This is a genomic window from Nitrosomonas ureae, from assembly GCF_001455205.1.
GTDB lineage: Bacteria > Pseudomonadota > Gammaproteobacteria > Burkholderiales > Nitrosomonadaceae > Nitrosomonas > Nitrosomonas ureae.
The window spans coordinates 157,877-177,436 of record NZ_CP013341.1 but is presented as its reverse complement, the minus strand read 5'-3'; the positions used below and the strand labels follow the sequence as shown (position 1 = coordinate 177,436).

Annotated in this window: 19 protein-coding genes; 8 read left to right on the top strand and 11 right to left on the bottom strand. The window is 47.7% G+C overall.

The window, feature by feature from the left end; translation table 11 throughout:
- Positions 1 to 6 precede the first annotated feature (6 nt).
- The 7 genes from ATY38_RS00915 to ATY38_RS00885 all read left to right on the top strand — a co-directional run bounded on the left by ATY38_RS00915 (position 7) and on the right by ATY38_RS00885 (position 6,132).
- Positions 7 to 1,152 (top strand): ribonucleotide-diphosphate reductase subunit beta, encoded by a 1,146-nt coding sequence (locus ATY38_RS00915; RefSeq protein WP_062557639.1) that lies wholly within the window; start codon positions 7 to 9, stop codon positions 1,150 to 1,152.
- Between the two features lie 133 nt (positions 1,153 to 1,285).
- Complete coding sequence (locus ATY38_RS16330) at positions 1,286 to 1,444, top strand: hypothetical protein (protein WP_235590355.1); 159 nt, start codon at positions 1,286 to 1,288, stop codon at positions 1,442 to 1,444.
- A gap of 32 nt (positions 1,445 to 1,476) precedes the next feature.
- On the top strand, positions 1,477 to 2,013 hold the full coding sequence (locus tag ATY38_RS00910) for a toll/interleukin-1 receptor domain-containing protein (RefSeq protein ID WP_235590354.1): 537 nt from the start codon (positions 1,477 to 1,479) through the stop codon (positions 2,011 to 2,013).
- Positions 2,014 to 2,612: 599 nt separating this feature from the next.
- The gene (locus ATY38_RS00905; protein ID WP_062557638.1) at positions 2,613 to 2,870 is read left to right on the top strand and encodes a type II toxin-antitoxin system RelE family toxin; all 258 of its coding nucleotides are present in this window, start codon (positions 2,613 to 2,615) and stop codon (positions 2,868 to 2,870) included.
- Complete coding sequence (locus ATY38_RS00900; RefSeq protein WP_062557637.1) at positions 2,854 to 3,186, top strand: helix-turn-helix domain-containing protein; 333 nt, start codon at positions 2,854 to 2,856, stop codon at positions 3,184 to 3,186. Before ATY38_RS00905 ends, ATY38_RS00900 begins: the two co-directional genes overlap by 17 nt.
- A 225-nt stretch (positions 3,187 to 3,411) precedes the next feature.
- On the top strand, positions 3,412 to 4,797 hold the full coding sequence (fumC, locus tag ATY38_RS00890) for a class II fumarate hydratase (RefSeq protein WP_062557635.1): 1,386 nt from the start codon (positions 3,412 to 3,414) through the stop codon (positions 4,795 to 4,797).
- A 33-nt stretch (positions 4,798 to 4,830) separates the two neighbouring features.
- Positions 4,831 to 6,132 carry an MFS transporter gene (locus ATY38_RS00885; protein WP_062557634.1) on the top strand — a complete coding sequence of 434 codons (1,302 nt, stop codon included), beginning with the start codon at positions 4,831 to 4,833 and terminating at the stop codon, positions 6,130 to 6,132.
- 140 nt (positions 6,133 to 6,272) lie between these two features.
- Here the strand turns inward: ATY38_RS00885 and ATY38_RS15330 are convergent, their stop codons facing one another.
- The 11 genes from ATY38_RS15330 to ATY38_RS00845 form a co-directional block, all read right to left on the bottom strand.
- Entirely contained in the window at positions 6,273 to 6,437 is a 165-nt protein-coding gene (locus ATY38_RS15330; protein ID WP_235590353.1) for a type II toxin-antitoxin system ParD family antitoxin, read from the bottom strand.
- 369 nt (positions 6,438 to 6,806) lie between these two features.
- The gene (locus ATY38_RS16190; protein WP_176492677.1) at positions 6,807 to 6,962 is read right to left on the bottom strand and encodes a hypothetical protein; all 156 of its coding nucleotides are present in this window, start codon (positions 6,960 to 6,962) and stop codon (positions 6,807 to 6,809) included.
- A gap of 212 nt (positions 6,963 to 7,174) precedes the next feature.
- Positions 7,175 to 8,398, bottom strand: coding sequence for an ABC transporter permease (locus ATY38_RS00880; protein WP_062557633.1), 1,224 nt, complete (start codon positions 8,396 to 8,398; stop codon positions 7,175 to 7,177).
- 68 nt (positions 8,399 to 8,466) lie between these two features.
- Positions 8,467 to 9,219, bottom strand: coding sequence for an ABC transporter ATP-binding protein (locus ATY38_RS00875; protein ID WP_062557632.1), 753 nt, complete (start codon positions 9,217 to 9,219; stop codon positions 8,467 to 8,469).
- Positions 9,219 to 10,364, bottom strand: a complete 1,146-nt coding sequence (locus ATY38_RS00870) for an efflux RND transporter periplasmic adaptor subunit (protein WP_062557631.1) — start codon at positions 10,362 to 10,364, stop codon at positions 9,219 to 9,221. Before ATY38_RS00870 ends, ATY38_RS00875 begins: the two co-directional genes overlap by 1 nt.
- Positions 10,365 to 10,465: 101 nt before the next feature.
- The gene (locus ATY38_RS00865; protein ID WP_062557630.1) at positions 10,466 to 11,980 is read right to left on the bottom strand and encodes a M48 family metalloprotease; all 1,515 of its coding nucleotides are present in this window, start codon (positions 11,978 to 11,980) and stop codon (positions 10,466 to 10,468) included.
- Between the two features lie 41 nt (positions 11,981 to 12,021).
- Positions 12,022 to 13,653 (bottom strand): NAD+ synthase, encoded by a 1,632-nt coding sequence (locus ATY38_RS00860; RefSeq protein WP_062557629.1) that lies wholly within the window; start codon positions 13,651 to 13,653, stop codon positions 12,022 to 12,024.
- A 24-nt stretch (positions 13,654 to 13,677) separates the two neighbouring features.
- The gene (locus ATY38_RS00855; protein WP_062557628.1) at positions 13,678 to 15,054 is read right to left on the bottom strand and encodes a phosphomannomutase/phosphoglucomutase; all 1,377 of its coding nucleotides are present in this window, start codon (positions 15,052 to 15,054) and stop codon (positions 13,678 to 13,680) included.
- A gap of 107 nt (positions 15,055 to 15,161) precedes the next feature.
- Entirely contained in the window at positions 15,162 to 15,365 is a 204-nt protein-coding gene (locus ATY38_RS15325; protein ID WP_074701667.1) for a zinc-finger domain-containing protein, read from the bottom strand.
- Between the two features lie 25 nt (positions 15,366 to 15,390).
- Positions 15,391 to 16,311 carry a branched-chain amino acid transaminase gene (locus ATY38_RS00850; protein WP_062557627.1) on the bottom strand — a complete coding sequence of 307 codons (921 nt, stop codon included), beginning with the start codon at positions 16,309 to 16,311 and terminating at the stop codon, positions 15,391 to 15,393.
- 307 nt (positions 16,312 to 16,618) lie between these two features.
- Entirely contained in the window at positions 16,619 to 16,942 is a 324-nt protein-coding gene (locus ATY38_RS00845; protein WP_062557626.1) for a hypothetical protein, read from the bottom strand.
- Positions 16,943 to 18,153: 1,211 nt separating this feature from the next.
- Here ATY38_RS00845 and ATY38_RS00840 point away from each other — a divergent pair.
- Positions 18,154 to 19,494 (top strand): SulP family inorganic anion transporter, encoded by a 1,341-nt coding sequence (locus tag ATY38_RS00840; protein WP_062557625.1) that lies wholly within the window; start codon positions 18,154 to 18,156, stop codon positions 19,492 to 19,494.
- Positions 19,495 to 19,560 lie beyond the last annotated feature (66 nt).

Here is a 19,560-nt window from a genome sequence, read left to right as displayed (position 1 = left end):
TTTACGATGCTGACATTTGAAGACGAATCACCTAAGGAAAAGCCATCAATCCCGGGTTTGGATGCACCGCTGCAAGGACTGTTTAAGGAATCCCACACTGCCGCGGATGAGCCAGCTGTTGCGGGCAGCGCCAACCGCCGTATTGCGGTGGAAGATAAGCAAATCATCAATTGCAATGCGGACGTGAATCAATTGGTGCCGTTCAAATACAAATGGGCCTGGGATAAATACCTCGGCGCCTGTGCGAACCATTGGATGCCGCAGGAAATCAGCATGAGCCGCGATATTGCATTGTGGAGGGATCCGAACGGTTTGACCGAAGATGAGCGCCGCCTGGTCAAGCGTAACCTGGGTTTCTTTGTCACGGCGGATTCATTGGCGGCGAACAACATTGTGCTGGGCACGTACCGTCACATCACCAATCCGGAATGTCGCCAGTATTTGCTGCGCCAGGCGTTCGAAGAAGCCATTCATACCCATGCGTATCAATATATCGTTGAGTCACTCGGCTTGGACGAAGGGGAAATCTTCAACGCCTATCACGAAGTATCCTCGATTCGCGACAAAGACGAATTTCTGATTCCGTTTATCGACACGCTAACGAATCCGCACTTCAAGACCGGTACGTTGGAGACCGATCAGCAACTGCTCAGAAGCCTGATCGTGTTTGCCTGCATTATGGAAGGTCTGTTCTTCTACGTTGGATTCACGCAGATTCTGGCGCTCGGGCGGCAAAATAAAATGACCGGTTCAGCTGAGCAATATCAATACATTTTGCGTGATGAATCGATGCACTGCAATTTCGGTATCGACGTGATCAACCAGATCAAAATGGAAAATCCGCAGTTGTGGACCAAGGCATTCCGTGAAGAAATCGCCGCATTGATGCAAAAAGCTGTGGCGCTGGAATACCGCTACGCCGAAGACACCATGCCGCGCGGCGTATTGGGCATGAACGCGCCGATGTTCAAGGAATATCTGCGCTACATCGCCAATCGCCGCTGCCAGCAGATCGGCCTGGACACGCTGTACCCGAATGCCAATAATCCATTCCCGTGGATGTCGGAAATGATGGATCTCAAGAAAGAAAAGAATTTCTTTGAAACGAGGGTGACCGAGTATCAAACAGGTGGGGCGCTGAGTTGGGATTGAGGGTTGCTGAAGCCGATGCAATCAGTTTATGCGATATTTTTTGTCACAGATATTACGTTGGGCTAGAAGAGTAAATGAATAGCGATTACAAAATTGGAGGATTACAACATGGCTAGATGCACAGCACCAGTAAATGGGCATCGCACAGCGAGCGGGAAAGCGGCCTGCCCCGTATGTAGTAGCCGCTCTCGCGGCTACGGGTCATACTCGTCCTACTCCGCACCCTACTCCTCGTCTGGGAGCAGCTGGGGCGGTCGGAGCAGCGTCGGTGGGGCCGGCACAAGCAGCGTAAGGCCGCGCTGGTCGCGAGCAGGTTCGTCCGTGGTGTACACGTCTACCGAGGTGCGGACGCTCACGCCGGTCCGCGAAAACGTCGAGAAGCGAGCATCCGTGCCAGGCCTTCGAGATGTTTTTCTTTGCCACGCGTGGGATGACCGGAAAGGGGCCGCCCAGGAGCTGCACGATCTGCTCGAGTCGCGCAGTGTCTCGGTTTGGTTCAGCGAGAAAGACGTCCTCCTCGGTGCGACTTTGCTTCGCGAAATCGATAAAGGATTGGCGAGGTCGCGAGTCGGGATCGTGCTGGTAACCCCTGCGCTGCTGCGCCGCCTCGAAGGTGAAGGCATCGCCGACAAGGAGCTTTCGGCGCTCTTGGCGCGTGATCTGCTCGTTCCAATCGTCCATGGCACGACGTATGAAGCTCTACGCGAAGTCAGCCCCTTGCTCGGCTCGCGAAGTGGCCTGAGCACAGCAGAAGAGCCGATGGCAAACATTGCGGCCAAGCTCGCGGAGCTGGTCACCTTTAGCCCTGAGGCCCAATCCATCATTCCACCGGGCTTGCCGCGACAAACCGCGCCAGGTTGATAAATACAGCTCGTAGATTGGGGGAGGCATGAACCCCAACATCAACAAGCCGCCAATCGTTGGGCTTCATTTCATTCAACCCAACCTACTACGGGGGTTGCCATTGAAGATGATGCGGTACTCGGCGGCAGTATGGGGGTTTTATATTCCGCTCATAATGTTGGGTGCAATCGCGAGGCGACTTGTAATCGGATAAAACGTTTAGCAGTCGTGTCAACTCGGACAAGAAACGTCATATATGTAATGAATGAAACGCTAAACCGGAATCTTATGAGAATACTAAATTATTCGTCACACCGGCAAAAGCCGGTGTCCAGTTCATTGACTTTTCTGGATTCCGGCCTGCGCCGGAATGACGAATTCAGTGTAATTCAGCAACTCGTTGGTAAACCAATACCTCAATTTATCCAATTTGATGAGGTAAAAACCCATGCAAGCCCTTGAAGAACGCGACACCATGGAGCCGGTGCAAGTACCCGCCGAAGCGCTGTGGGGTGCGCAAACGCAGCACTCGTTGCAGAATTTCAAGAAATAAAGCTTTACAGAGGTCTGAATTCTTATATTTTTGTTAAAATACTTATTTTAGGCTTATAATAAGTGTGAATGACATTGACTGGAAACCCAAAGCGCTTAAGCAGGTTGAGAAAATCAAGGCTGCCGCCGTGCGCAAAAGAATTTTTACTGAAGTTCAGTCGCTGGCTGATTTTCCGGATTGCCAGGGTGTCAAAAAACTCACCAATCATGCGTATAGCTACCGGCTGCGGGTTGGTGACTACCGGGTATTTTTCGAGTTTGACGGTAGCGTGCATGTTATTGATATTGAGGAGGTAAAAAAACGCGATGAGCGCACTTATTAATTACCAGACCATCCTGGATAGCAACGGAAAACCGGCTTTTGTCGTCGTGCCTTATGCCGAGTTTGTCAAACTTCCCGGCGTAGTACGCCCGGGCATGATTCCCAACGAGGTTATTGGTAAACGCATCATAAATGAAGTCAGTATGCTCGTCGCCTGGCGCGAATACCTGATGCTGACGCAAGAGGAAATGGCTAAACGCATGGGGATTACGCAAGCCGGTTACGCACAGATCGAAGCTGCCAAACGTCCGCGTAAGGCAACACTTGAGAAAGCCGCAGCGGCTATGGGCATTACCTTGGATCAACTCGCGTACTGAAGGGCGAGTTTGGGGCTAAACAAAATCGCAATCCCGGTTAACCAATCTCTTAACAGGCCGTTGAAAAACGTTTTCGAGGCAGCCGATGCAATGCAAAAACAGGCTAAAATGCGCAGTTTATGCTTAATAAATGAGCATTTTGAGCCTGTTTTTAACGCCGCAGCAGCAACGCAGGTAGTTTTTCAACGGCCTGTTAATTTATCCCATTTAGTGAGGTGAATACCCATGCAAACCCGTGAAGAACGCGACACCATGGGCGTGGTAGAAGTCCCCGCCGCAGCATTGTGGGGTGCACAAACGCAGCGCTCGTTGCAGAATTTCAAGATTTCCGGTGAGCACATGCCGCTGGCGCTGATTCATGCGCTGGCCAGGGTCAAGCGCGCCGCCGCCAAAGTCAATCACGATCTGGGGTTGCTGAGCGCCGCCAGTGCTGCGGCGATCATTGAGGCTGCCGATGAAGTGACCGGCGGTCATTTCGACGATCAGTTTCCGTTGGTGGTGTGGCAAACCGGTTCCGGCACGCAGAGCAACATGAACGTCAACGAAGTGCTCGCGAACCGCGCGTCGGAAATTCTCGGCGGCGGGCGCGGCACCAACCGGATCGTGCATCCGAATGACGATGTTAATAAAGGCCAATCGTCGAATGATGTATTTCCGACCGCGATGCACGTCGCCGCGGTACAGGAAATGCAGCAGCGGCTGATTCCCGCCATTCAGCAATTGCGCGGTACGTTGGCGGCCAAGTCCGACGCATTCGATGGTATCGTCAAAATCGGCCGCACGCATTTGCAGGATGCCACGCCGTTGACGCTGGGGCAGGAATTTACCGGTTACGTGGCGCAACTGGATCATGGCCTGCGCCATGTCCAAGCGGCTATACCGCATGTGTGCGAGCTGGCATTGGGCGGCACGGCGGTCGGCACCGGCTTGAATGCGCATCCGGAGTTTGCCGTGCGCGTAGCGGCGGAATTGTCGCGTTTGACCGGCTTGCCGTTTGTCACCGCACCGAATAAATTCGAGGCGCTGGCGAGCAACGATGCGTTGGTGCACGCGCATGGCGCATTGAAGACGCTGGCCGCTTCAATGATGAAAATCGCCAACGATATCCGCTGGCTGGCATCCGGGCCGCGCTGCGGCATTGGTGAATTGCGCATTCCTGAAAATGAGCCGGGTAGTTCCATCATGCCGGGCAAAGTCAACCCGACACAATCGGAAGCGATGACCATGGTGTGTTGCCAGGTGATGGGGAATGATGTCGCGGTCAACATGGGCGGCGCGCTGGGTAATTTCGAGTTGAATGTGATGAAACCGCTGATCATTCATAATTTCCTGCAAAGCGTGCGCTTGCTGGCGGATGCCATGGCCAGTTTCAATGATCATTGCGCGGTGGGTATCGAAGCCAACCGGGAACGCATCGATACCCTGATGCACAATTCGCTGATGCTGGTGACCGCTCTGAATCCGCATATCGGTTACGACAAGGCCGCCGAGATTGCCAAAAAAGCGCATCGTGAAGGTACAACCTTGAAGGCTGCGGCAATTGCGACCGGTTATGTGACGGCGGAACAGTTCGATGCCTGGGTGGTGCCGGAAACCATGACAGGAAAATAAACATGCTGCATTCTCCCTTTATCGGTTGCGACGATGGCATTACCTGCTGATCATTCCCATCCAGCCACGCGGCGTGAACGCTTTGCATGGTGCATGTACGATTTCGCCAATTCCGGCTATACCACGGTTATTCTGACGGCCATTTTCAATGCCTACTTTGTCGGCGTCATCGCTGCAGAACACGGCAGTGGAAATGCCACGCTGCTGTGGTCGATCACCATGGCGGCTGCCAATGCGCTGGTGTTGCTGAGTGCGCCGGTCGTGGGGGCGATTGCGGATTGTTCCGGCGCAAAGAAGCGCTTCCTGACGGTAACGACCGTCGGTTGTGTGTTGTTTACTGCGCTGTTGTATTTTGCCGGGCCGGGCGATATCGCCTTGGCCGTGATACTGGTGATTATGGCGACATTCATGTTTGCCAGCGGTGAGAATCTGATTGCGGCATTTTTACCGGAAATCAGTACCCCGCAAACCATGGGACGGCTTTCCGGGTATGGCTGGGCGCTGGGCTACTTCGGCGGTTTGCTGACGCTGGCGCTGTGTTTGATTTATGTGACGCATGCGGAAAAGCAGGGGCTGGAGGCTGCGCACTATGTTCCCGTCACCAACTTAATCGTTGCAGCATTATTTGGCGTTGCGGCATTGCCAACATTGCTTTGGCTGCGCGAGCGCGTGGATGTAACCGAGTCTTTTGACAGCAAACATCTGATCCGCGCAGGATTCGGTCGTCTAGGCGATACGCTGCGCCAGGCCCGTTTACATATTGATTTGTTCCGTTTTCTGCTGTCATTGACGGTCTACTATGCGGGCATCTACATTGTGATCGTGCTGGCGGCGGTGTACGCGCAGGAAGTGATGGGATTCAAGACGCAAGATACGATTATCCTGATCATGGTGGTCAATGTCACGGCAGCCATCGGTGCTTTCCTGTTTGGCCATCTGCAAGACCGGATCGGTTCAAGTCGCTGCATTGCGATTACATTATTGATCTGGATAGCAGCGATTATCTGCGCTTATTTAGCCACCGATGAATGGTTATTCTGGATCGCGGCCAATTTAATCGGTACCGCGCTCGGCGGCGCACAATCCGCAGGGCGAGCCCTGGTCGGGCAATTCACGCCAACCGGGCGTCAAGGGGAATTCTTCGGGTTATGGGGATTGGCGACGAAACTATCCGCAATCATCGGTCCGCTGACGTATGGCGGCATGGTTTATCTATTTGCGGGCGATCACCGCATTGCGTTGCTCAGTACCTTGGTGTTCTTCATTGTGGGTTTATTGCTGCTGGCTACGGTCAATGAACAAAGAGGGCGGGAAATGGCGAGAATTGTCTATTGATGCCTTTAGAAAGTAGTCATCGATATATTCTGAGATATTGAAGAGGTGAGTGATGGATCCATGCATGCCACCGGTTGCGACTCCACCCAATGCGATTGTTTTTAGTGCCGTGCCTTTTGGGTGAGGGTGTATGACCTCATCTAATCTTGATTTTCCAATTCATTCAGGGTGCTTTGCAAGGAATAGTCAAACGTGCCGCTTTGTTCACCTTCAATCAAAGCATGGCGCAATGTTTCCAGCCTGGTTTCGCGTTCCTCAAGTAAACGCAGATTAATGGACTGCACGAGTGAATCACTTCGTTGCACGATACTCGTACCTTCTCCTATCTTATTGATATGTCTAATGCTGCCTTCCTGGCGCCTCGTGCTTCATCTCGTTCGCCGAATTAATCACTGCTTTATGGGTATTTGTAGCAAAAACCTATTTGGTTTTATATGAATTCCCAGGAGAATTCCGCATGAAACGGATAGAGCAGGAATTTAAGGCAGCGTAACCAGCAAGGAAGGTTCTAACATAATCGAGGGCGGCTTAAACGGACGTCGCGTCGGAATATGAAATTTCTATTGGTATTAAAGGTCTGTAGGAACGATAAACTGATCCTACAGAGGTCTTATAAGTCAATTAACTGACATTGAACGATAAACAATGCCAATAATTCTTTTCAGAGCGGCTATTTAATTAGCAGGAAGCTCATTACGGCCTTCAGCCGGTTTGCCTTCATGAGTCGTTCCGTAACCTTCTTCCTTAGCGCTTTCCGGAGCCGTAGGTTTACCGCAAGCTACTAATGTCAATGCAAAAATTGTTACTGCAAAAAATTTTAAAAGTTTCATTTAATTAACGTTCTCTTTAATAAATTGATAAGTACTACATCTGTGAATTTGTCACACCAAGACTATAGCACATTGCAAGCGTTTATCTTTTGGAAAACGGTTAATAAATCGAATTAAATGCAGGCATCGGCATACCCTATATAAAGAATAATCAATAAAATCATTAATATGTTAATTCTTATCGCGCTGGTGAGAATCGTTATGTCAGTCATTTATTCGTACCTAAGCGCATCGACAGGTTTCAGTGAAGCCGCTTTTTGAGCAGGGTAAAAGCCAAAAAAAATGCCGACCGCGGAAGAGAATAAAAATGCCAGGCCAATCATTCCCAGAGTAATAACAATCAACATATCAGCCACCTGACTGACCAGCCAGGCGCCGCCAATCCCTATTAACAGGCCAATTAAGCCGCCCATGATGCAAATCATCATCGCTTCCAATAAAAATTGCGTAAGAATGGCACGTTGATTGGCGCCAATCGCCATGCGAATGCCGATTTCACGCGTACGCTCTGTCACCGATACCAGCATGATGTTCATGATCCCGATGCCGCCGACCAATAAAGAAACCGATGCGATCGCGCCGAGTACAATGGACATTACCTTGGCGGCATCGGTTGCAACATCCGCGATAGCGGTTAAGTTGCGGACAGTGAAATCATTATCCTTGCCGTTGGGAATGCGGTGACGCTGACGTAATAATTGCGTAATTTCAATTTCGGCAATATCCATTTCATCCGCTGATGCGCCTTGTGCCAGCATATAGCGGATAGAGCCGGGAAACTGATTGCCGGTGATTTGGCGTTCGCTGGTTGAGATCGGAACGAAAACATTATCGTCCTGATCCCGTCCGGTGAGGCTTTGGCCTTTGGCCATTAACACCCCCACAACCAGAAACGGACGATTGGTGATGCGTATGGTTTTGCCTACGGGCTCTTCATCGCCGAAGAGATTTTTCGCCGTGATTGATCCCAATACAACGACGCGGGCAGCCGAGCGCACTTCGGATTCTGTAAAGGCCGTCCCGGACTCCATTGTCCAGTTGCCGACTTCAAAATACTCCGGTGTGGTGCCGGTAATGAGGGTGCTCCAATTCTTGGCGGCATAGTTGAGTTGCACCGTTCCGCTCGTTACGGGCGCGGTTGCCCGGATCGATGTAAGTTCCGCAATAGCATTGGCATCATTGATGGTTAAAGTCCTGACACTGCCACTGCCGAAACTAAAACCGCCGGAAGACATGGCGCCGGGCACTACGAGCAACAAGTTGCTACCCATCGCCGCGATGGTTTCGTTGATTTTGGTGCGTGCGCCCTGACCAATTGACAGCATGAGTACGACAGCGGCAACACCGATGATCATGCCCAGCATGGTCAATCCTGTACGCAGACGGTTCTGACGTAGGGCGCGCAGTGCTTCGCCAAAAATCGCGGATAGATTCATCGATTAGCCTTGCTGCAAAATATAATGTCGAACTGAACGGTATTCAATCCCACCCAGATTGTTTAACGTCATGTCAGGGTATTGCTTGCTACGGTAGAGTGACTGTCAATCGTAATGCGCCCATCCTTCAAATGGATCAAACGTTTCGCGTAGGCTGCAATATCGTTCTCATGTGTGACCAGTATGATGGTAATCCCTTGATCGCGGTTGAGTTGCTCGAATAACTGCATAATGTCATTGCTGGTTTGCGTATCCAGATTGCCGGTCGGTTCGTCAGCCAGGATCAACGAGGGATGATTGATCAAGGCGCGGCTGATGGCAACTCGCTGTTGCTGCCCCCCGGACAGTTGGTTGGGTTGATGCATGGCGAAATCTTCCAGGCCGGTGCGGCGCAGGAATTCCAATGCTTGCTGGCGGCTCTTGGAGCGGCTGATCCCCGCGTAGAGCAGGGGTGTTGCAACATTATCGAGAGCCGTCATACGCTTGAGCAAATTGAATCCCTGAAATACAAAGCCGATGTTTCGATTACGAATTTGCGCTAATTCATTACTGGAAAGTGCCGCAACGTTCCTACCGGACAGCCAGTATGAACCGCTGGTCGGCGTATCCAGGCAGCCGAGTATATTCATCAGGGTGGATTTGCCCGATCCCGAATGCCCCATGATGGCGACAAACTCACCCTGACGAATGGTCAGGTCGATATGATGCAGAACCTGGGTGGTAATGGTTTTGCCATGCGCATCCTGCAAACTGTAGCTTTTGCAAAGACGCTCTAATTGAATGAGCGACTGAGTGGAATGCGTGGGCTGAGTCAAAGACATCAAAATACCCGTAATTTGAACTTGCTTTCGGATTCTTTTTTATCAGCAACTTCACTGAGGATCGCCTTATCCCCCGCTTTGATTTCGCTGCTGATAATTTCGGTGAAATTGCCATCGGTGATGCCGGTGGTAACGGTCTTCGGCAAAGGGTGATTTTCCGTCAGCAGATATACCGTGGGTTGTTGCGAGGATTGGGTTAATTTTCCGCTTTCACCTGACTCCAAGTTTTTCGGCTGGAATCTTAAAGCTGCATTGGGGACACGCAGTACGTCGTTTTTTTGCTTGACGACAAAATGGATGTTGGCGGTCATTCCGGGTAACAATGTGCCGTCATCATTATCGACCATCGCCACAACGTTATAAGTCACGACGTTTTCCTGTATGGTCGGATTGAGCCGGACTTGCTTGACCGTACCGGAAAATTTCCGCTGCTGAAAGGCATCCACAGTGAAATTAATCAACTGGCCGATGTGCAATTGACCGATATCCGCTTCGGCAACGCTGATGTTGATTTGCATTTGCCGCAGGTCTTTGGCGATTTGAAATAAGATCGGAGTCTGAAAATTGGCGGCAACGGTTTGACCGATGTCGACATCCCGTGCGATGACGACACCTGAAATCGGTGAGCGAATCACACTGTAATTGAGATTGGCCTGATCCCGCTCGACCTGAGCTTTGTTAATGGCCAGTTGCGCGCGTGCGGCTTCATTTTCCTGCTCAATGATTTCTAATGCTTCGGATGAAATGAATTCCTTTTCCTTCAATAACCGATAGCGCCTTAATTTGCTTTCAGCAATTCTTAACGCAACTTGCGCATTGAGAAGATTGGCTTTGGATTGCTGCAATTGCGCACTAAGTATGGCGGGATCGAGTTCAGCCAGAATTTGTCCGATTTCCACCTGATCATTAAAATCCGCATGCAATTTAGCGACCGTTCCGGAAACCTGAGTGCCTACGTTGACCAGCACAACAGGGGTAAGCGTACCATTCGCGGAGATGGTTTGTATGATATCGCCACGTTCTATGCTCCGGGTTTTATATTTGTTCGCTAACGATTCTTGAGTGTCACCGCCATACCAATAGGCGGCGGCAATGGTAACCAGTATTAGAACAATGATGATTTTTCTTGTGCCAGCAATAACCATTTGAGAGGTCTAGTTTAAATTCAATTGGGCCGCCCGATCAGTAGCAATAGGATGCTCGAGCATGCACGGCGAATATAACATTGAAGATTCTCCGGGCTCTTTTATTTTTCCGCTTTATCTGCTTCTTCCCGGAGTATTTCTACCTGCTTCAAACGTGCTTCCGCGCTGGAAAGTTGGTAGAAATTACCATTACTGTTTTGTAGCGCGGTTTTCAGTTGATCAACAGCCCCCGCGTAATGTCCTTTGAGCAGATAAGACTCGGCGAGCGCACGATGCTTGAGCATTTTATCACCTAATAGCTCGTAACATTGGGCTTGCAGGCTAAACAATTGCGCATCATTTTGTATCAGTTGTAATTTGTGGGTAATAAATTCAAGCGCTACCTCAATTTTCTTGTTTTCTATTAATGCTTGTGCATAGCCCTGGATCAGTGCCCGATATTGCGGATAAATTTTTAATGCTGTTTGGTAGGCATTGAAAGCTTCAGCTGTTTCTCCATTGGTTAGTTTAACCCGCGCTGAGAGTGTTTCAATCATTGCACCGGCGATAACGTTTTTGGATTCAATCCGTACGGTTTTTCCCAGCTGATGATTAGTCAGCGCAGATGCAGTTGGATCGCTATGCAAAACTTGATACAGGAGTGTGAGTTCAGCGTCGGCTTGTTTGTATTTTTTTGCACGCAGTAGCGCATGAATATAGCCATAACGTTCAACCGCTTCATTGCTATAGCGTTTCTCTGCCAGGCGTGTTTTGAATTGCCGCACGGTATCACGTGCATTTCCTTGCAATGCGCGTAACTTGGCGCGTACCAGTAAAAAATCGAGGCTATCCGGAACTTGCCGGTAAGGCATTTCGCGTGTGCGATTTTGAATATCCGCGATGCGCTCATAGGTGATCGGGTGTGTGCGCAAGTAAGAAGGCGCACCGTTTTCATGAAAACGCCCAGCTCGTTGCAAGCGTTCAAAAAAAGCCGCCATGCCTTGTGGATCAAATCCTGCATCTAATAGAATGCTTAAACCGATACGATCAGCTTCTTTTTCATGGTTACGGGTGAAATCCAGTTTTGATTGGATCATACTGGCTTGTGAGGCAACCAATACTGCCTGGCTTGCCTGGGCATCAGCGCGCGAGGCGACAATGGCGACTGCCAGCGCTGCTATATACTTGACTAGATCGTATTTCTGCGCAGCGATCATGCGTGCCAGGTGTTTCTGCGTGACATGCGCAATTTCATGCGACATTACGGCCGCTAATTCGGATTCGCTTTGCGCGGCGATAATCAGACCGCTGTTGAAACCCATGAAGCCTCCGGGCAATGCAAATGCATTGATTGCCGGATTATCGAGCGCGAAAAATTCAAACAATTGATTGGCATTGGCTTCATTTGAATTGGCGATTAATTTATGACCCAGATTGCCAAGATAGCTGGCGATTTCGGGATCATCCATATAGCTTGGGTCGGCACGGATCTGACGCATGATTCTCAGGCCCAGCTGCCGTTCCTGATGGGGCGTAATGGAAGCTTGCGATACGTCTCCCAATTCGGGCAATTCATGCGCTAAGCTATTGATCGGAAACAGGATCGATAGCGCAATTATCAAACAAGCTAATTTCATGATAATAGGATATCGATTTGTTTTCCGAGTTCCGTGGATGCTTACTCTGCAGTAAGGGTTGCCCAAGTTCCGGAATGCGATACGATAGGATAACGCCATGCGGTACCAAAATCGCAATGCGTGATGCGAATGCCGGGAGGAGATTGGCGGCGTTTGTATTCGTTACTATGGATTAATTGGATGACTTTGGTGACATCGGCTTCGTCGTAATGCAATGCAATGATTTCAGCCGGAGTAAGATTCTTCTCGACATAGGCTTCGATAATTCCATCCAAAATTTCATACGCGGGCAGATTGTCCTGATCGGTCTGATTCAAGCGCAACTCAGCCGATGGCGCGCGGCGGATAATGCGTTCAGGAATAACACGTTGGATTTGATTCCGATATTCACACAACTGATAAACCAGAGTTTTACTGATATCCTTTAGTACTGCAAAGCCGCCCGCCATGTCGCCATACAGGGTGCAATAGCCCACTGCCATTTCCGATTTGTTGCCCGTAGTCAGCACCATTGAGCCGGTGTAATTGGATAGCGCCATTAATAAAGTGCCGCGGATGCGCGCCTGAATATTTTCCGGCATGGTATTAAAATCAGCCGGGTCCGGTGAAATATGAAAATCCTCGGCAATTTTCTTTAGATACAAGTCAAATAGGGGCTCTATGTTGCATTCGATATGCTTGACTCCTAATAATTTCACCATTTCATTGGCGTCTTCCAGGCTCATGTCGGCGGTATAACGTGTCGGCATCATGACGGTTCTGATCTGGTCCGCGCCTAATGCATCCACAGCAATCGAAAGTGCGAGCGCCGAATCCACCCCTCCGGAGAGTCCCAGTAACACACCGGGGAAACCGTTTTTCCGGACATAGTCGTGAACCCCTAAACATAATGCCTGATAGATACTGGCTACAGGGGATTGTGTCGGCATTAATTTGCCTTTTACCGGTTGCTTGTTCTGAATTTCGATTAACTCGATGGTTTCAACAAATTCATCCAGTTGATGCGTAAGTTCGCCTTGTCCATTCATGGCAAACGATGCCCCATCAAAAACCAGTTCATCTTGCCCGCCAATCAGATTGGTGTGGATAACGGAGATACCGGTATGCTTGATGAATTGGTGCGTGGTTTGATAGCGGGATACTTGCTTGTTGATATGATAGGCTGAAGCATTGAGCACCAATACGATATCCGGCTGAGGGTGGTCTGTTTCCGCGGGCAAATGACCTAGCCAGAAATCGGCGCAAATATCAATGCCGAATGTTACGCCCTCGAGCTCAAACAAGTAGGGTTGGGTACCTGCATCAAAGTAATAGGTTTCGTTAAAAAAAGGCGATTTATTGAGAATTCTTTTGTGATAGGTATGTTGAATTTGACCTTTATGAATGATCGATGCGGCGTTATAAAGCTTGTTCTCGTCGAAACTGGGATGACCCACGATCAGTGTGATGTCGTCAATCGATTGTGCCAGTTGTATCAGGGCGTGCTGGCACAATTGGCAAAATGTTTCGCGCAGCAGCAGATCCGCAGGAGGATACCCGGATAAAGCCAATTCGGGTGTGATGATCAACGCTGCACCCGCTTGCTGGGCTTGTTTTACCGCAACCAGTATTTTGGCTGCATTTCCTGCAATATCCCCTACCGTGCAATTAATCTGAGCAATGGCAATATACATGATTTGCCGCGGTATTATTGCAAGTTAGAAGGGTAGTTGAGCATCCGGCTTTGCTTGGAGAATATTGTGGCGAAAATCTTCCTGAATACGTTTGAGCGCGGCTTCATTATCCGCTTCAAAACGCAACACGATCACGGGTGTGGTATTGGAAGCGCGCGCCAAGCCAAATCCATCGCTGTATTCAACGCGTAATCCATCAATAGTAATGACTTGTTGCGGATTACTAAAAACTGCCTGCTGTTGTAACTGTGCTATCAACGCATGATTTTCACCCTCAGTTGTGCGTACCTGTATTTCCGGTGTGTTAAGGCTGTCGGGAAGATCGTTCAGTGTGGCGTTAATATCCGCTACGCGGCTCATCAATTCCAGTAGCCGTGCACCGGCATATAATCCGTCGTCAAAACCATACCAGCGTTCCTTGAAGAACAAATGTCCGCTCATTTCTCCAGCCAGCAGAGCTTTTTCTTCAATGAGTTTGGCTTTGATAAATGAGTGTCCGGTTTTCCACATTACAGGGATGCCACCATGTTTGCTAATCCAAGGTGCCAGGTTACGGGTGCATTTCACGTCAAAAATGATTTTTCCACCGGGATTTCTCGATAATACGTCTGCTGCGAACAACATAAGCTGGCGATCGGCATTAATGATATTGCCATTCTTGGTTACGATGCCCAGCCGGTCGCCATCGCCGTCAAAAGCTAAGCCGATTTCGGCATCGGTGGTTCTTAACGCATGAATAACGTCACTGAGATTTTCGGGTACGGATGGATCAGGATGATGATTGGGGAAAGATCCATCCACATCACAGAACAATTCAGTGACCTGACAACCCAGACCGCGATACAGCGCCGGTGCGAATGCGCCCGCCACGCCGTTGCCACAATCAACAACGATTTTGAGCGGACGGTTCAATTGGATATCCTGCGTGATGCGTTCGAGATAAGCGCTGACAATAGTCTGCTCGGAATAATTGCCGGTTCCGTCGGTTAAATCATTATTTTCGATACGTATTCGCAAGGCCTGGATGGTTTCAGCTGCCAGTGTCTGACCGCCCAGCACAATCTTGAAGCCATTATATTCAGGTGGATTATGACTGCCGGTCACCATTACGCCGGAATACTGGCAGAGTTGATGTGCGGCGAAATAGAGCATGGGCGTTGCGACCATACCGACATCCACCACATCGATTCCACTGTTGCGGATGCCACGTGCAAGTGCCTGGGAAAGTTCGGTACCTGATAATCTGCCATCGCGGCCGATTGCAATCGCGCTAAGATTTCTGGCGCGCGCTTCGGAGCCTATGGCATGACCGATTCTTTCGACATTTTCTACGGTGATGGTTTTGCCGACAATACCGCGGATATCATAAGCTTTAAAAATTTCGTGAGGAATGGTTGGCATTATTTAGTAAATCCGAAAAAAGAGTGGTTAATACAGCACGGTAAATCGATATTGGTCGCATTGCAGTTGATCATCAAAACGCAGGTTTCCTCATGAATCCGTGGGTTTCAGTGATGACCTGATGCAGCGCCGCCTTTCAGCGTGTAATGGGTACCGCAGTATGGGCAAAGCGCTTCTCCGGTGGCCTCGATCGGTAGGAAAACGCGTGGATGGGAATTCCATAACAGCATCGATGGCATGGGGCAATGGAGTGGTAAGTCGTCAGTAGTCACTTCGATCTCTCGGGCTTTATTATTGGTTTGTTGATTCATACAAATTAGCTCCAATGGTGCATTATTAAATCAAGGTAAGCCAGTCGGCGTGATTCTTGGCTTTACCTTTGACACAATCAAAAAATAGCGTTTGTAGCTGCGTGGTAATCGGCCCGCGCTTACCAGCTCCGATAATGCGGTTATCCAATTCGCGAATGGGCGTTACTTCGGCAGCAGTGCCGGTGAAAAAGGCTTCATCCGCGCAGTAAACTTCATCGCGTGTAATGCGTTTCTCAATAACGGGAATGCCTATTTCTGCCGCCAATTCAATAATGGATGCGCGAGTGATGCCTTCCAGGCAGGAAGTCAGATCAGGTGTGTAAATTTTTCCTTGTTTGATAATAAAAATATTTTCTCCCGATCCTTCTGCAACATACCCTTCAACATCCAGCAGCAATGCTTCATCATATCCATTCAATCCGACTTCCTGATTGGCGAGAATTGAATTGGCGTAAGTGGTGACTGATTTGGCGCGGCACATATTAATGTTGACATGATGTCGGGTGAACGACGAAGTCTTGACGCGAATGCCATTCTCCAGGCTTTCTGGACCCAAATACGTACCCCACGGCCAGGCGGCAATGGCGACATGCACGGATAATGTTTTGGCGGAAAGCCCCATTGCTTCGGCGCCGTAGAAAGCGATCGGGCGAATATAACCGGAAGTCAATTGGTTTTGTTTCACGACATCGCATTGCGCCTGCATGATGACATCCTTGCTATAAGGTATTTTCATCATGAAAATATGCGCCGAGTTAAACAAACGGTCAGTATGTTCCTGCAAGCGGAATATCGCTGATCCTTGCGCGGTTTCATAGGCGCGCAGCCCTTCAAAAACGCCCAAGCCGTAATGCAGCGTATGGGTTAATACATGCGTATTGGCATCCCGCCAGGGAACCATCTTTCCGTCATACCAGATCACACCGTCACGGTCAGCCATTGACATTCAGGAACTCCCCATAAGATAAATTCTAAAAAGCGTATATTCTAACTTAATTTAGCGTAGCGTAAAAACACTGTATGTATTGTGATAGTGGGCCTATTCATTGATTAAAGCGGACAGGTTCTCGAGGAATTACTATAGAGACGTTATCGATTTGTCGAGCAGCATGATTACGTTGAAAATTGAGAACAGTGCGAAGTATGGTGTGAGTAGACTGAAATATGCTCATCCACGATAGAGGTATTGCTGGCCGGTGTGAATGGGGTGATGGATTTTCTTGAATAAGTATTTTTATCGACTGTACTTGCGTTTATTTGCATTTGATAAATAAATTGCGAGTTACTATCGAACCCGATTGCGTTAAAAATCCGATTGAAGTTGATTGGGCATTTGCTCTAAATTCACGAATTGCCTGAGGAAGAGGAACGATATCGCCCTGCTGATTCAGCACGTGATATCCTCGTGTGCCGCAGATATCCCCGGCTTTTTCCAAGCAGTGACTATAGTTTCTTCCAGAGCCACTGCAATTGATGTTATATCCTTTGGCTCCATCAGCAAGAAATACCTCTCTGGAAGTTGCACAACCCTGAAGCATACCCGCAAAGACTATCAGCATAAAAAGTGCGCGAAGCATGTTAATTCCTTTTTGCTAAAATTTGACATACCACTGTCAAATGAAAATTGAATAATTGTTTATTACGAATCAATACCATAAATTAATCTAACAATGATAGAGAGGCATCGGTTATTTGTTCAATCAGTAAGATACCGCTATTTTCATTCAGCTCAAAATAATGAACTCCCGTTATATTGTTGTGTTCATTATAACTACATATTACTTTTTCAATATTGCTTTCGAGGATTCAAATTCGAGATAGAGCATTAAAAGTGAGGCGTAAATTTTTAATGAGTTTAAGGTATGTACTCATTAAACACGAAATTTCCCCATGTTGTGAATTTTTTGTGAAATAAATGTGAATTTTTTGTTAATATTGGTCTATAATGTTATGCACATGAGCTTCATCGAGTTTCTCAGGTAATTATTTATAGCATTTTATGTGAGGGTAATTTTATGATTCATAATCAAATTTATATGATCATTTTGATTGTTTCTGCAATTATATTAATTTCACAGTTACCCAGCATCATTGCAGGTTATCTTTTGTCCGATATTGTTCTCGCTTTATATGTAAGTTATCTAATCCAAACCTTCTTTGTGCGCTCCGTATTTACAAAAGAGTATTAAGGGTATTCAAAAATGTCATGCAACAGAAATTGATATGCTCATATATGGTTTTCAGTATGTGTATAGGAAAACGTAGAGAATTCGAATAAAGCTTTTTATTGAGAATAATTCGCAGGTATACAAATTTATTTTTACAATGATAGGGGAATTATATATAATAATCAATAGCATGAATAATATCATCCATAACTATTTATAGAGTAATTTGTCAGTGCCTCCTAGCTGTTTTTAGCAATAATCCCTTCGATTTGTAGTTAATAGATCGATCACTTACAAAATTCTTCATCTGTTTCTTACCCAATCTAATAGAAATACTTAGAAAACCTAAGTAATAGCTTTAGTTTGGATAATTAATTCCCCTACTTACTTTAATACTTTGCCCAATATACAGCCAATTGCACGCGGGATTAGTATTCTCTCGTATCGCAAAGGGATAATTTTGTCATTAACACTATGTTTGTGAATCAGTTTGTAAAAAATAGAATGACAAATTGATGAACATGGACAACAAAAAATATCCTAGTAACTAAAAAATTGGTCTTAATTCATTAATTATAATTTTTAACAGATTGGTTGTATTTGGAGAGGGGAATTAACTTATGGCAACGCATATCGATAAAGAATCATCAGCAAGCAAGCGCCATCTAGAAGATATAAACGCGGGCGGGTATGGATCTGCTGCTTTTCAGGCCCAATATTTTTTTCGTGATACTGCTGCCGGCTTAATAACGGGTGCAATGGCGATTCCACTATCAATCGGGATCGCTATCATGTCTGATTATCCTATTAAAGTGGGCTTGGCCACAGTAGTGTTTGCTTCACTGATAGGATGGTTGTTCGCGTGGTTTAGGCCGGGTAATTATATCGGATCGCCAGGTATCGCCGCCGGACTTGCTCCCGTCCTGGCGCTTGGAGTAGCTTCTTTCGGTTGGGAGAATATGGCGTTCTGCATTTTCATGACTGCGGTAATGCAAGCGGTTATATGGAAATTCAATTGGCAAAGATATTTGCTTGTGGCGGTGCCAGTGTATCTGGTAGAAGGCTTACTGGCCGGTGTTGGACTAAAAATTTTCCTGAAATTCTCTGAGTTTACCTACGAAATTCCAGCAGAAATGGTGACTGAGGATTTCTGGAATGAAGCACGTATACAAATGGTGGCGATATCCGCTACGGGGACTGCCTTTTTCCTATTTCTTTTTTCAAAATTCAAGGATAGGCAGCCTGCAATTCCTTACTTCGCACTTATCATAGGGGGGGTGATTCTGGCGCAATTTGTGAATGTTCCTATGATTTCAGTTGAAGACGTTGATCTTTATTTAAAACTACCGTTACCTACAGAAGATGTCACCATGATGATGATGGTTTACATGCTTCTATTCTGCGCGATGCTGGCAATCGTAGATGTGATCGAACAAGTAATGAGTAATGCAGCAATTGAGAAAATTGATCCGCTGAAACGCAAAACCAATAGTAACAATAGCTTGCTAGCGATCTGGGTTGCTAATCTTGGTTCAAGCTTCTTCCATGGCATGACAAATCTGGATGGTCTTGCCAAGAGTACAACTAACAGACTGGCTGGCGCCATGACTAAATTCTCAGTTTTAATCATCGGTTGCGTTGTTTGTTTCTTCACCTTTAATGTGCAATATCTTGATTTTTTACCAAAATTTGCATTGGCAGCGATCATGCTTTTCACGGGTTATAAGATGATAGCAGGACTGGTCCATGTGACGCATTATGGTTCATATGCACTGATCCTGGCAGTGATTACTGCAGGTTTAGTGTTTAAGGTGGGTATCTTTGAAGGGTTGTTGGCTGCAATGGTAATCCACGGTGTCATTCACTATATGGTTTATACAAAACATGATCATATGCCTGGAAGAGAAGTTGTAAAAAGATATTTTCGTAGTTTAAAGACTGATAACTCGAATTTGCAATAAGAAAAGTTTCAATCATGTTTGTGGCAGTGTGCAGCGCGTTGCTAAAGCACTGCTACAAAAAAACCT

Coding starts and splice junctions, on each gene's coding strand:
- ATY38_RS00915 (WP_062557639.1), top strand. CDS start 7: ATGCTGACATTTGAAGACGAATCACCTAAGGAAAAGCCATCAATCCCG.
- ATY38_RS16330 (WP_235590355.1), top strand. CDS start 1,286: ATGGGCATCGCACAGCGAGCGGGAAAGCGGCCTGCCCCGTATGTAGTA.
- ATY38_RS00900 (WP_062557637.1), top strand. CDS start 2,854: ATGAGCGCACTTATTAATTACCAGACCATCCTGGATAGCAACGGAAAA.
- fumC (WP_062557635.1), top strand. CDS start 3,412: ATGCAAACCCGTGAAGAACGCGACACCATGGGCGTGGTAGAAGTCCCC.
- ATY38_RS00885 (WP_062557634.1), top strand. CDS start 4,831: ATGGCATTACCTGCTGATCATTCCCATCCAGCCACGCGGCGTGAACGC.
- ATY38_RS16190 (WP_176492677.1), bottom strand. CDS start 6,962: ATGAAACTTTTAAAATTTTTTGCAGTAACAATTTTTGCATTGACATTA.
- ATY38_RS00880 (WP_062557633.1), bottom strand. CDS start 8,398: ATGAATCTATCCGCGATTTTTGGCGAAGCACTGCGCGCCCTACGTCAG.
- ATY38_RS00875 (WP_062557632.1), bottom strand. CDS start 9,219: ATGTCTTTGACTCAGCCCACGCATTCCACTCAGTCGCTCATTCAATTA.
- ATY38_RS00870 (WP_062557631.1), bottom strand. CDS start 10,364: ATGGTTATTGCTGGCACAAGAAAAATCATCATTGTTCTAATACTGGTT.
- ATY38_RS00865 (WP_062557630.1), bottom strand. CDS start 11,980: ATGAAATTAGCTTGTTTGATAATTGCGCTATCGATCCTGTTTCCGATC.
- ATY38_RS00860 (WP_062557629.1), bottom strand. CDS start 13,653: ATGTATATTGCCATTGCTCAGATTAATTGCACGGTAGGGGATATTGCA.
- ATY38_RS00855 (WP_062557628.1), bottom strand. CDS start 15,054: ATGCCAACCATTCCTCACGAAATTTTTAAAGCTTATGATATCCGCGGT.
- ATY38_RS15325 (WP_074701667.1), bottom strand. CDS start 15,365: ATGAATCAACAAACCAATAATAAAGCCCGAGAGATCGAAGTGACTACT.
- ATY38_RS00850 (WP_062557627.1), bottom strand. CDS start 16,311: ATGTCAATGGCTGACCGTGACGGTGTGATCTGGTATGACGGAAAGATG.
- ATY38_RS00845 (WP_062557626.1), bottom strand. CDS start 16,942: ATGCTTCGCGCACTTTTTATGCTGATAGTCTTTGCGGGTATGCTTCAG.
- ATY38_RS00840 (WP_062557625.1), top strand. CDS start 18,154: ATGGCAACGCATATCGATAAAGAATCATCAGCAAGCAAGCGCCATCTA.